The sequence below is a fragment of the Rhizobium aethiopicum genome (genome assembly GCF_014197535.1).
Lineage (GTDB): Bacteria > Pseudomonadota > Alphaproteobacteria > Rhizobiales > Rhizobiaceae > Rhizobium > Rhizobium aethiopicum_A.
The window spans coordinates 59,647-71,560 of sequence record NZ_JACIFV010000020.1; the positions used below are offsets into that span (position 1 = coordinate 59,647).

14 protein-coding genes and 2 pseudogenes are annotated in these 11,914 nt (G+C 59.5%); 7 read left to right on the forward strand and 9 right to left on the reverse strand.

Annotation, left to right across the window (positions count from 1 at the left end; genetic code table 11):
* Positions 1–43 precede the first annotated feature (43 nt).
* From GGD53_RS23000 to traG, 3 genes are read left to right on the forward strand one after another with little or no spacing between them, the layout of a single operon-like run.
* Positions 44–331 carry a TraC family protein gene (locus GGD53_RS23000; RefSeq protein WP_080712064.1) on the forward strand — a complete coding sequence of 96 codons (288 nt, stop codon included), beginning with the start codon at positions 44–46 and terminating at the stop codon, positions 329–331.
* The gene (locus tag GGD53_RS23005) at positions 321–560 is read left to right on the forward strand and encodes a conjugal transfer protein TraD (RefSeq protein WP_009983795.1); all 240 of its coding nucleotides are present in this window, start codon (positions 321–323) and stop codon (positions 558–560) included. The genes GGD53_RS23000 and GGD53_RS23005 overlap by 11 nt, the downstream gene beginning before the upstream one ends.
* Positions 551–2,470: a Ti-type conjugative transfer system protein TraG gene (traG, locus tag GGD53_RS23010; RefSeq protein WP_008536019.1), complete on the forward strand. Its 1,920-nt coding sequence runs from the start codon at positions 551–553 to the stop codon at positions 2,468–2,470. The genes GGD53_RS23005 and traG overlap by 10 nt, the downstream gene beginning before the upstream one ends.
* An 8-nt stretch (positions 2,471–2,478) precedes the next feature.
* Here the strand turns inward: traG and GGD53_RS23015 are convergent, their stop codons facing one another.
* Together GGD53_RS23015 and GGD53_RS23020 are read right to left on the reverse strand one after the other, a co-directional pair.
* Positions 2,479–2,748: a type II toxin-antitoxin system prevent-host-death family antitoxin gene (locus GGD53_RS23015; RefSeq protein WP_008536018.1), complete on the reverse strand. Its 270-nt coding sequence runs from the start codon at positions 2,746–2,748 to the stop codon at positions 2,479–2,481.
* A gap of 154 nt (positions 2,749–2,902) precedes the next feature.
* On the reverse strand, positions 2,903–3,385 hold the full coding sequence (locus GGD53_RS23020) for a hypothetical protein (protein WP_004676098.1): 483 nt from the start codon (positions 3,383–3,385) through the stop codon (positions 2,903–2,905).
* A gap of 502 nt (positions 3,386–3,887) precedes the next feature.
* Between GGD53_RS23020 and GGD53_RS23025 the strand changes: the two genes are divergently transcribed.
* Positions 3,888–4,193: a WGR domain-containing protein gene (locus GGD53_RS23025; RefSeq protein WP_037147023.1), complete on the forward strand. Its 306-nt coding sequence runs from the start codon at positions 3,888–3,890 to the stop codon at positions 4,191–4,193.
* 80 nt (positions 4,194–4,273) lie between these two features.
* Here the strand turns inward: GGD53_RS23025 and GGD53_RS23030 are convergent, their stop codons facing one another.
* From GGD53_RS23030 to GGD53_RS31960, 6 genes and pseudogenes are all read right to left on the reverse strand, one after another.
* Positions 4,274–4,441: a hypothetical protein gene (locus GGD53_RS23030; protein ID WP_004676096.1), complete on the reverse strand. Its 168-nt coding sequence runs from the start codon at positions 4,439–4,441 to the stop codon at positions 4,274–4,276.
* 345 nt (positions 4,442–4,786) lie between these two features.
* On the reverse strand, positions 4,787–5,110 hold the full coding sequence (locus GGD53_RS23035; protein ID WP_004676095.1) for a DUF736 domain-containing protein: 324 nt from the start codon (positions 5,108–5,110) through the stop codon (positions 4,787–4,789).
* A gap of 600 nt (positions 5,111–5,710) precedes the next feature.
* Complete coding sequence (locus GGD53_RS23040) at positions 5,711–6,109, reverse strand: type II toxin-antitoxin system VapC family toxin (RefSeq protein WP_008536014.1); 399 nt, start codon at positions 6,107–6,109, stop codon at positions 5,711–5,713.
* Positions 6,106–6,372 (reverse strand): type II toxin-antitoxin system Phd/YefM family antitoxin, encoded by a 267-nt coding sequence (locus GGD53_RS23045; RefSeq protein WP_004676093.1) that lies wholly within the window; start codon positions 6,370–6,372, stop codon positions 6,106–6,108. Before GGD53_RS23045 ends, GGD53_RS23040 begins: the two co-directional genes overlap by 4 nt.
* 84 nt (positions 6,373–6,456) lie before the next feature.
* Positions 6,457–7,466: pseudogene (locus GGD53_RS23050) on the reverse strand (DUF2493 domain-containing protein).
* A 90-nt stretch (positions 7,467–7,556) separates the two neighbouring features.
* Positions 7,557–7,814: pseudogene (locus tag GGD53_RS31960) on the reverse strand (toprim domain-containing protein); the annotation flags it as partial.
* 309 nt (positions 7,815–8,123) lie between these two features.
* Between GGD53_RS31960 and GGD53_RS23060 the strand changes: the two are divergent.
* The 3 genes from GGD53_RS23060 to GGD53_RS23070 all read left to right on the forward strand — a co-directional run bounded on the left by GGD53_RS23060 (position 8,124) and on the right by GGD53_RS23070 (position 10,841).
* Positions 8,124–9,314: a DUF1173 domain-containing protein gene (locus GGD53_RS23060; protein ID WP_037146978.1), complete on the forward strand. Its 1,191-nt coding sequence runs from the start codon at positions 8,124–8,126 to the stop codon at positions 9,312–9,314.
* A 437-nt stretch (positions 9,315–9,751) separates the two neighbouring features.
* On the forward strand, positions 9,752–10,273 hold the full coding sequence (locus GGD53_RS23065; protein WP_008536011.1) for an excisionase: 522 nt from the start codon (positions 9,752–9,754) through the stop codon (positions 10,271–10,273).
* Positions 10,263–10,841: a PIN domain-containing protein gene (locus GGD53_RS23070; protein WP_008536010.1), complete on the forward strand. Its 579-nt coding sequence runs from the start codon at positions 10,263–10,265 to the stop codon at positions 10,839–10,841. Before GGD53_RS23065 ends, GGD53_RS23070 begins: the two co-directional genes overlap by 11 nt.
* A 43-nt stretch (positions 10,842–10,884) precedes the next feature.
* Here the strand turns inward: GGD53_RS23070 and virB11 are convergent, their stop codons facing one another.
* Entirely contained in the window at positions 10,885–11,913 is a 1,029-nt protein-coding gene (virB11, locus tag GGD53_RS23075; protein WP_037146974.1) for a P-type DNA transfer ATPase VirB11, read from the reverse strand.
* Position 11,914: the final 1 nt, after the last annotated feature.

Genomic DNA, 11,914 nt, shown 5'->3' on the forward strand with positions numbered 1-11,914 from the left:
GTATAATCGCACCTTCGACATCAAAGCAGAAAAGGAACCAGGAATGGCGACAAAATCATCGATTTCCGATCTCGACGCCCAGATCGAAAAGCTGCGCGAACGCAAACGATTGTTGATAGTTAAATCGGCCGAGCGGTTTGCCCGCGCCGCGACCAGAACCGGGCTGGCGGAGATGGAGATCGCCGACGAGGAGGTCGATCGGATCATCGAGGAAATCGCCGCGCGATTTCGGAAGGGGGAAAGGAAAGGCGCCGCTGGCCCCACTCCTCAAACGCGTCGACCAGCAGATAGCGGCGCTGGAGCGCAGGGGCAGGTTCCACATGACGGCTGACCGCAAGCGCGACACGCGCGAAAAGATCCTGCTCGGCGGGATCGTCGTCAAAGCCGGGCTATCGAAGGCGGATCGGGCGTTCCTGCTCGGCGGCCTCATAGAAATGGCAAGGCTCGTCCCAGGCTCCATCGAGCATCGGCGGCTGCGCGATATCGGCGAAGAGGCTTTCAAGGTCTCCTCTCTGAGGAACGGTTCATCGCATCTCGAGGAGAAAGTAAGATGGGCCTAAGAGGGAAACCGCATCCGAGCCTGTTACTCGTTTTGGTACCGATCGCCGTCACCACGATCACAATCTACATTGTTGGCTGGCGATGGCCGGGACTCGCCGCCGGCATGTCCGGGAAGATAGAACACTGGTTCCTGCGCGCAGCACCTGTGCCGCCTCTACTGTTCGGACCTCTTGCCGGACTTCTGACAGTTTGGGCCTTGCCGCTGCATCGGCGAAGGCCGGTCGCCATGGCAAGCCTTTTGTATTTTCTCGGTGTTGCCGCGTTCTATGCGCTGCGCGAATTCGGCCGGCTTGCACCTGCTGTGCAGGCCGAAGTGATCACATGGGATCGAGCGCTGTCCTATCTTGATATGGTCGCAGTCATCGCCGCCGTCGCCGGCTTCATGGCAGTGGCGATGTCGGCCCGCATCTCCGTCGTCGTCCCAGATGAAATAAAACGTGCCCGGCGTGGAATATTTGGAGATGCCGATTGGCTGCCCATGACGGCAGCAGGAAAGCTGTTCCCGCCGGATGGGGAAATCGTGGTCGGCGAGCGTTATCGGGTCGACAAGGAAATCATCCATGCGCTTCCCTTCGATGTAAACGATCGCAGCACATGGGGACAGGGCGGGAAGGCGCCATTGCTCACCTACAGACAGGACTTCGATTCCACCCATATGCTGTTTTTCGCGGGATCGGGCGGATACAAAACGACCAGCAACGTCGTGCCGACGGCGCTCAGATATACCGGACCCATGATCTGCCTCGATCCTTCCACTGAGGTCGCGCCCATGGTCGTCGAGCACCGCACCAATGCGCTCGGGCGCGAGGTCATGGTGCTCGATCCGACGAACCCGATCATGGGCTTCAACGTGCTCGACGGGATCGAAGCATCCAAGCAAAAGGAAGAGGACATCGTCGGCATTGCCCATATGCTGCTGTCGGAAAGCCTTCGCTTCGAAAGCTCGACGGGATCCTACTTCCAGAACCAGGCGCACAACCTCCTGACCGGTCTGCTCGCCCATGTGATGCTCTCGCCCGAATATGAGGGCCGGCGAAGCTTGCGCAGTCTCCGCCAGATCGTTTCCGAACCGGAGCCCTCGGTGCTCGCTATGCTGCGCGACATTCAGGAGCATTCCGGTTCGGCCTTCATCCGCGAAACGCTCGGCGTCTTCACCAACATGACCGAGCAGACGTTTTCGGGCGTCTATTCCACAGCATCGAAGGATACCCAGTGGCTGTCGCTCGACAGCTATGCCGCGCTCGTCTGCGGCAATGCCTTCAAGTCGGGTGATATCGTTTCGGGCAAGAAGGACGTCTTCCTCAACATCTCCGCATCGATCTTGCGCTCCTATCCGGGCATCGCTCGTGTGATCATCGGCTCGCTCATCAACGCCATGGTGCAGGCCGACGGCGCCTTCCAGCGCCGGGCGCTGTTCATGCTCGATGAGGTCGATCTGCTCGGCTACATGAGGGTGCTCGAGGAGGCGCGCGACCGCGGCCGCAAGTACGGCATCTCGATGATGTTGATGTACCAGTCGGTCGGGCAGTTGGAGCGGCATTTCGGGAAGGATGGCGCGACGTCATGGATCGATGGCTGCGCTTTCGCCTCTTACGCAGCGATCAAGGCGCTCGACACGGCGCGCAACCTCTCTGCGCAATGTGGCGAGATGACGGTGGAGGTGAAGGGCAGTTCCCGCAACATCGGCTGGGACACGAAGAACAATGCATCCAGGAGATCCGAGAACGTCAACTTCCAGCGCCGGCCGCTGATCATGCCGCACGAGATCACCCAGTCGATGAGGAAGGACGAGCAGATCATCATCGTCCAGGGGCATAGTCCGATCCGCTGCGGCCGGGCGATCTACTTCCGGCGAAAGGAGATGGATCAGGCAGCGAAGGTCAATCGTTTCGTCAAACCGGTGCTATGATCGTGGTTTTATGAGCGGCCCACCTCGTCCTCGCCGGCATAGGCGTCGACGGCGTTTTCGAGTTCGGCAAAAAGCTCATCGGGCATCGTTTCGATAGTGCCGACGGTGCGTCGGTCTGCCTGCCTGATCAGTTGCTGATAATCTTCGATATTGAGGAGAACCAGCCGGGGTTTGTTCCGCTGGGTGATCGTCACCGGATGACGCAGCGCCTCGGCGATGATGTCGCCGGATTTACGTGAGAGGTCACTGGTTGAATACGTCCCGCTTGGCTTCGGCATTGGGCTTCCTTGCTATCGCTGGAATTTACAGCATTTACAACATTACTGCGATTGTTGTGAAACTTCGCAGCCGTCCTTCCTCGGCTCACTTGAGGGCCATCGGCAACTGAGAGGCAACCTCGTCTGTCGCCTCTCAGTATGTGAGATGGTGCTGCTACCACCATGACCAAACGACGCGCCCCGCATAGACCGGGATGCGAGTTGCCAACGTGATATCCTTGATGATCGGCGCCAGCGAGCCGAGTTCGTCCGCAATCAGCGCAACGAGCTCAGGATAGTTGATATCGACGCCAGTGTCGTCGGCAGCCCAAGCGCTCATCCAATCGCCGCCGTTGACGCGGAATTCATGCGTGTCGTAATCAATTTCGAGTTCGTCCAGCAGATTGATAGTGAAGCGCCCGAAAATCTCGATCTCGCCCTCCAGCTGATATTCGGCGAATTCATCCTCCCCGATGAGAACACTTCGTTCCAATTCCATGATGACGCTGATCCGATCGATTGCCGCGTCGAGCCCCTCAACCAGGCGATCGTGAAGCTCTCGCGAAAAATCGCTGTCGCAGCCGAAGCGGTTTGCCAGGACGACGAGCCGGAAGCCGGCAAACTTGGTGTAGAGTATGAGGTTCTGATCGGTTGTCATAATGTGATCTCCTTCGTTGATGACGGAGATCGGCCACTCTCTTGCAAAGAGGGGTCAAGGACCGCGGAACGCGGCTCGCAAGCGGGGGAACCGATTTTTCCAGAGCGCAGTGAAACGCAGCAGCGGAAAAATTGGGGGAGACGCGCCGTCCTTGACGCCGGATTTGCTGGAGTAAAATTGGACGTCAGAGAGAGAAGAGACCCGCGGACCCGAAGGGGACGCGACCGTTTCCGGCGTGAGCCGGCAGGAGGTGTCGAGGATAGAACCGCCGCCCTGCGGCTGGGCAATTCGCTCACGTCATTCCGCGAGAGGGGGCGTGACCGGAGGCGGAGACGGTGTTCGGGCTCCGTGAGCGGAGCGAATAGCACCCGGCCGCCGATTGGCCGGCTCGCCCAAATCCATGATCTTCGGCTTCAACGATCATCACAAAAATGAATCGGTGTGGGCCGACCGATTCATAAGTGTCGTTAGACGCAAAAGCTGGAAGAGGCGACTCTCCGTCATGCTCACTCAACCCTATCAGCTCTACATCGAACGCAGGGACGCGACGAAAAACATGGCGCGCTTCTACGCGCTCGCAATCGAACCGACGTTGTTCGGCACACCATGCCTGACGCGGCGATGGGGACGCATCGGAACGATCGGACAAGCCATGGTGCATCACTTCGACAGAGAGGAGGATGCAGTCCGTATGTTCCTCGAACTTCTCCGATCAAAACGGGCGCGCGGCTATAGGCCGAACACAAATGTCGGACGGGAACCCACGGTCCGGGCTGTCCGCGGAAGTCTTCCTGGTCCTTGCCGGTAATTATCGGCGTGAAGCGCAGCTTCGGGTCGACGCGCCGGTCGATCCGGCGTGCCGGCCCAGGCGAGGAGGCAAACGCCGCCTCAGAAGGGTGGCGCGGCGTCGATGGCGCCCTCCTGCTCGGCGATCGCTACCCTCAGTTCGGCCCGAGCGATCTCCAGCTCCGCTTCGATCTGGCGGCGCTCAGCCGGATCGGCGTTCCTGAGCTCGGCCCGCAGTTCCTCAACCTGAATTTCGAGTGCAATCGTCATCGTCGTCGTCTCCTGAAATGTGAAAGATGACGCCCGGGGTCGTGAGGATCGGGCCGGGTCAAGGATCGCGTCAGCGACCGGCGGAGCCGGCGAGCGGAGGAACCGATTTTCTGACGGTGCCCTTCAGGGCGCCGGCTGAAAATTGGAGGGGCCGCGAAGTCCTTGAGGCGGCACGAGCCTCACGGCAGACTTCAAGTATCTGAGCAGACAGGGTCCTTGGTCTCGTGTGGCACGACAGGAGGATTGAAGGCGGGCTCGATGCCCGCTTTCAATCCCGCTATTGCGCGCAAAACCTGAGATACGGCGAAGCCGGCCCCGATTGCTCGGGGCCGCTCGCTTTGTTCTTCAGTTCGGGCTGTTCCAGAGGATCACCTTCTTGCTAGGATCGCCGCCGGGTGCCGGTGCGAGATTGCCGAAGATCACACCGATCTCGGGAGCCTCAAGCTTCACTGAGAGGTATTCCTCGCCGGTCTGCCGCGCGATGCGGTTCCAGGCGGCGCCGATCTCGAAGCCCGTCTTGCGGTGAATGACGCGGTAGTCGGGCGCTTCTTCGCTTGCCTTGCTGGCATTTGGGACGATGGCGATCGGGGCGTTGACCCGGATCGTGGCGAAGACGCCTTCGAGGATGCCGTCGGTCTTCTGCGTGAGCGTTGCGATCGTGGTGGCCATGGTTGTTGTCTCCGGTTGCTCGGGACCATTCCCGATGGCGCACGAAGAGACGGCCGACCTGCTGCGGTCAGCTCGCCTGAAAATTTTGCAAAATTCTATTTTCCACCAGGATAAACGAACCGAAATCGAATTTTGCAAAAATTTCGGGCGAGTCTTACCCCTTCAGGGGTTGGCCGCCAAAGCAGGCGGTCGTCTATACGAGCGATATAAAACGGGAATGGTTCGGGGCAATCGAAGGAGACAACAACCATGGCCCCCGGTCCAAGCACTGGGGATATTGGCCGCACACTCCACGGACGCTTCGCCCGCATGTCGATCAACATAATACCCTCGCCCGCTCCCGGCTGCGGCAGGCTGTGAGCACCTCGATAACATTTCTGCTGATCGGCGAGGTCGCCGCGGCACCGCATTGCCGTCTGCAGACCATGCTCCAATCCCGGGTGAAGCTGTTCACGCGGGCGTCGAATGAGTGATCTTCCCCAAACGTGCCCGCTCCCAAGCACCTGAGCCGCCGATGGGTCGCCAGGTACATCGCCATTGGCAAACACGCAACCGGAACGATCTGAGCCGGCTTCATCCGCGGAGCCAAGCTCGGTGAGATCACAAGGCAACAGGATCGGAGCAAGTCACAAACGGAATGCCATAAAGCGCGACATTTTGATCGTCCGAAACCAAATACGCTCCCTCCGCCACGGCTTGCGCCATGAGCAGATGATCGAAAGGATCGCGGTGATGAAGTGGAAGAGCAGCGAGAGCGATAAGATGCGCGTCCGAGATATCCAGCCGGTCGAAACCTTGATCCGGCAAAATCGCAACAATCTCTTCGATATCGGCATCAAGTTTGCCGATGCGCAGCTTCACAGTGATTTCCCAAAGGGAGACAGCACTGACGAGGACATCATTCTCGGGATCGCCAATAAGGCGACGCGCATGGTTCCCTAGCTTCTCGTCGTCGTTCAGCCACCACAGCAAGGCATGTGTATCGAGCAGCAGCCTCACGTCCCGTCTTCCATGGACTTCAGAACATCCGCCGGCAGACCATCGAAGTCATCGGCAACTTTGATCTTTCCGCGCAACGCGCCTGGTTTCCGCATGACGACGCCGGCTGACGGCGGGCCGATTTCGGCGACAACCTTGTGATGCGACGTCAGGACGAACCGCTGGCCGTCTTCGACCTGCTTGAGGAAAGACGTCAGGTTGCCGCGAAATTCCCGCACGCCGACACGGCGGGGAGATGGTATCTGCTGCCGAGATTGGGTCATGGCGAAGCTCCGTTTCAGCGGCAAATGTGTACACAATTTTTGCGAAATGCAAGCATCTCCTTCAGCCGTATGGACAGATGGCGCTTACGCGCCATCTCCCGCCGCTTGCCAAAACGGAGATGCCAAGTCGGCGGGCCTTGTCGGCAAGATTTCCGGTAATGCCGGAGCCGGGGAAGATGACGACGCCAGCCGGCATGACCGAGAGCATGTCGTCATTGCGGCGGAACGGTGCGGCCTTGGCGTGCTTCGTCCATTCGGCTTGAAGGCGATCTGTATCACCTTGCGCGCTTCTGCCCAGCAGGCAGCGATACGTTCGGCGCCCTTCGGCGAGCCGCCGTGCAGCAGCACCATGTCGGGATATTTGGCGAGGGCTTGATCGAGTTTCGCCCAGATTCGTTCGTGATCATTGTAGTCGATGCCGCCGCCGAAGGCGATCTTGGTGCCTGCCGGGATCAGCACTTCGGTCTCGGCGCGCCGGCGGGCGGATGGAAAGTCTCTGGAGTCGATCATCGCCGCGGTCATGTTGGCGTGGCTGACCTTGGAGCCCGTCCGCGGCCGCCATGCCGAGCCGCATTGGCTTCGAAGTGGTCGCCCGCATAGGCGCGCATGAACTCGAAGGCATTGCGGCGCTCAAGCAGCGTGATGCCTTCGGCAACGAGGCGCTCCAACTCGACACTCTTGACCTCCGAGCCGTCCTGCTCGCGCTGACCGTTGCGTTGGCTATCCTCATTACGCTGAAGCTCCCGCTGGATGCGCTCGCCGGCGCGGTGGAAGAGATTGACCGTCGACCACAGGAGGTCTTCGAGATCGGGCTCCAGGCGGGTATCGCCGAGCATTTCGAATAGAGCATCGAACATGGCGGTCAGCGCCGACTGGACGACCGGCTCCTCCGGCAGCGGACGCGGGTCCGGTTCATCCTGGAAGGGGCGATGGCCGTAGATCTGCATCTCGTAGATGAAACGGTCGGTTGGGGACGAGGCGGGGCGGGGCTTGTGCCAGGAATGGCGGGCCGCACGCGGCCCAAGCCAGGGGAAGAAACCTGAGCGACCCGCTGAAGGCCCGCCCGCCGCATGGTAAGGGTCGCCTCTCGGCAGGCCCGCGGGCGGGCGCCTACCCGTGCGGCGACCGGCAGAGACCTGCCATCCTGTAGGCCCTCACGCCCTCACCTTCCCCGTCCGGCTCGATCATGCGGGCAGAAAGGCCAGAGCGTTTCAGAACGAGCTGCGCCCTGAGATTAGCGATGAGCCGTTCCGGACTGAGCCGGCGCAGATCCTCGTTGAAGTCGCCGAACTCCGGGGCAAGCACTAGCGGCAGGATCCCCAGCGCCTGGGCGCGGTAGCTCAATCCCTCGATACGTGCCGGCCGGCCGCATCGGCGTCAGCTGCGATGTAGAGACGCCGGCAGCCATCGGGCAGTCGGAAGGCGGCAAGGTGATCGGCGGTTCAGTGCCGGCCGGCTCGAAGGGCTGGGTAGCACGCGATTAGAACTCACTTCATGCTGGCGCAGCCTCTACATTTTGACCGGCTGACTTCTAATCAACGCACCGTTGACTTCTAATTATCATGATCGTTAATTTTAATTTTTGGAGGCTGGAATGCACGTATCTTCTTTCCTGCCTTGGCGTTGAAATCGGCCCCAGCGGCCGTAACATTTACATACTAACTATTTTGCGCTAGTAAAGTCCGCGAAGCTCATGCTACGCCTTCCTTTTACGGCTCGATCAGCCTTTGGCCAGGCAAGGGAGGAACGACGTGCGACAGTTTTTGATCGGCAACCAGGCGTTCGACGACAGTTCTCCAGAGTTTCTGCCGCAGCTCGAACGCGCTTACGAACAGAAGCTCAGGCCACTTTGCCCGTGTCGGCAACCGCCGGTGCCGATGTATATCGCCCGGATGGATGGCCAATTCCTGATCAAACGGATGCCGCTTTCAGGACGAGATCACGATCCCGGCTGCCCATCCTATGAACCGCCATATGAGCTGTCGGGTCTTGGTCCATTGATCGGCAATGCCATCCAGATCGACGCAGCGACGGGCGCGGCTGTGCTGAAACTCGATTTCTCGCTGTCGAAACGAGGGAACCGATCGGCTTCGGCCTCATCTTCGGAGCCGTCGGAAACGGTGCGAAACGATCCGAAAAAGCTGTCGCTCAAGGCCATGCTCCATTATCTCTGGGAGACAGGGGAACTGACTGAATGGACGGCGCTGTGGGCTGGGAGACGCGGCTGGGGTCGCGTCCGCAGCAGCCTGCTGAACGCAGCGCGACAGATGATTGTCCGCGGCGGTCCGCTTAGCGACATCCTGTTCGTGCCGGAAGTGTTTCATCAGGAGGACAAGGAAGGGATCTCCGCCAGGCGCGCAGCGATGTTGGCCGGAGCCCAGTTAACCGGTCCCGGTCCGCGGAAACTGATGATGACCGTCGGAGAGGTAAAGGAATTTTCCTCAGCGCGCGATGGCCAGAAGATGCTGGTGCGCCACCTGCCTTTCCCCTTCATGCTCGATGAGGGTGCGTGGAAACGGTTGAATGCCCGATATGAAACCGAACTGGAACTGTGGCGATCCAACGAGGGGTTTCATCTCATCGTCATCGCCACGTTCGGCATTTCGGGAGCGGGGATAGCTTCGGTCGAGGAAGTGGCGCTGATGGTGGTCAACGAGAACTGGATCCCGTTCGAAACCATCCATGAACAGCGTCTCCTGGAGCGGCTCTCAAGCCTGAAGCGAAGAAGCGTGAAAGGACTCCGGTTCGATCTTTCGCGCGACCAGCCGATTGCCTCCGTGACCTTACCGGAGGCAAAGCCAGCGCCGATCGCCATGTTCATCGTTCCGACGAAGGCCGACGAAGACTATGACGTTGCACTGAATGAGATGATCGCCGCGAGAGCCGAGATGACGCCGTGGATCTGGCGTGTGGCCGACGGCGAAATGCCGCGGCTGCCATGATCCACACCAGCCTCCTTGGTCAGCGACGTAGGCGCCCTAAAAGGAAGCCATCGCCCGGGCGATCTCGAATGCGTGAAGCTATATCCCGGTCAAATCGGCCCAGAGAACTCTCTGCCATTTCTGCATAGCTGCACTGCACAAAAAATGTTTTACCAAGCGGTCAAAATATGAGCATATTGCCTCCAGTTGATGCAGTCGATGGTTTTCCTCCCAGTGCCATCGTATCAGCTGTTCCCCTCTGGAGGTTATTGACCTTCACACCTTAAAGGGCCCTGGTTTTCCAGCGGCCCTATTTTTCTGCATAGTTGGTGAGGCGGCCCCTTTGCATTGCACGATCACATCGGAAGCGGAGCGCTTGCCGTTGGCGGTAACCCACGCTTCAAGTTGGCGGGTCGAGCTCGTTCGCCGCGCGCTCCTATGGCACCCGGAAATCGGAGATGGAAAGCGGAGGATATTTCAGTTATTGCAGTTATGAGCGACTTGCCCTATATACATGGTCAGAGGTGTTCGCCATGACCAGCCATGTTCTTCAATTTACCAAATTGTCGGATCGCGACCGCAAGGCCGTCGCGCCTATGCCAAATCTGGCGGAGGGCGACCAACTGGAACTACGGATTCGCCGTGAAAGTGGACAACTTCAAACCCTTTCTCTCCCAGCCTCGGCTCTCGCGCCTGTCGAAGCACTCCTCGATCATCTGTTGCGCGGCAAGCGTGTTGCCGTGCTCACGGAAGATCAGGAATTGAGCCCGACCGACGCCTCCACCATCCTCGGCATCTCACGTCCTCTCGTGGTGCTGCGCATGGATCGCGGCGATCTGCCCTTCCGCTATGTCGGCAAGCACCGCCGAGCCAAGTTGAAGGATGTTCTCTCGCTCAAGGCCAAGCTCGATGCTCGCCAGAAAAGCCTCGACGCGCTGGCCGAGGACACAGAGGATCTGATCGTCAATCATGGCCTCTAAGCCGCCTGTCGCGGTCTATGATGCCTGCGTCCTCTACCCTTTCCATTTGCGTAATGTCTTGGTCCAGTGTGCTTTCGACGGTCTCGTCGACGCACGCTGGACCGACGACATCCACGCCGAGTGGATTCGCAATCTGGCCATCGGCTCACCCGAGATACCCTTCCCCCGTCTGGAAGCGACCCGTGATCGGATCAAAAAAGTCTTGCCCGATGCCGATGTCGGCAACCGCCGAATTCTCATCCCCGACCTCTCGCTACCGGATCCGGATGATCGTCATGTTTTAGCTGCAGCCATCGCCGGAAAGGCTTCTGTGATTGTCACGTGGAATCTCAAGGATTTCCCAGCCGCGGACCTTCGGCCTCATGGGGTGACCTGCGTATCGCCAGACAATTTCCTCGTGGGCCTCCATTCCACCTTTTCGAGCGCATTGATCGACAGCATCAGGCACGCCCGGTTGAATTTACGCAAGACGGTGCCGGCGGTTCACGAATTCATTGATGCACTGGACCATCAGGGGCTCCGCGCGTTTTCAGTGGTCCTGCGTGAGAAGGCAGCACAATTGGACTGACGGTCGAGACCGACAGAATTGTTAGAGGCCCGGAAGCAACCCGTTAAGCTCGATCCGACGAAGAGCGGCCGAGGTCAGTCGTGGCGTCTCGATAGTAGATCTCGCTCACCCGAAACCGGCCGTCGATACGCTTGCATTGGATGATGATGTCGACCGCGATCGTCAACATCTCGCGGATGTCGTGCCGTTCGAGGTCCCCACCACCCTCCGACTCCTTGACCAGCAAAGTCAGCTGCTCAAAGGCGAGGCGGGCGGAGTCGGCATGGACGGTGGTGATGGAGCCAGGATGGCCGGAGTTGACATTGCGGATGTAGTAGAATGCCGTGCCGTCTCGGAGCTCCTGAAGTAGGATGCGGTCGGGCCGCATGCGCAAGCAGGATTCCAGCAGATCCTTCGCATCGACTTTAGACAATCCCTGGCCGCCTTTGGAATAGAACAGTCGAACGTGGTTGGGCTGCGGGACCACCAGTTCCGGAGTGTCTTCGATCGAAATAATCCGCTCGCTTTGCGGAATGTGGCGGATCAGCGCTTTCGATAGAGTTGTTTTTCCCGACCCGGTTGCGCCGGAGATGATGATGTTCTTTCTTGCAAACACCGCCTCCCGGAGAAACGCTTTGTAGGCGCCAATGCGATAGTATTCCAACAGCCTTTGGTCCGATCGGCTCCCGTCGCCGTCGACCCGCAAAACATCGGCGAACAATCCCCCATGATCGAGATCCTCAAGGGTCAGCGACACGGAGGACGGCTTGCGGATGGTGATGCTGACGGTTCCCCTCGTCGTTGCCGGCGGGATGACGATCTGGATCCGCTCATCATCCGGCAACGTCGCCGACAGGATCGGTCGCGTCTGGTCGATCGCCTGATTGGAAAAGCTCGCGACCGAGCGGGCGAGACGCATCAACCTGTCGAAAGAGAGTTCGGGCATCTCATAGGTCTGCCATCCCTGTCTCCCCTCCGTGACAACCTGCCCTGGCCGGTTGACGATGACCTCATAGAGGGTCTTGTCACGCAGGAAGCGTGATAGCGGCGAAAGCAGTTCGCGCACGACGCCGGCGTCGGCAGCTTCAGTCATT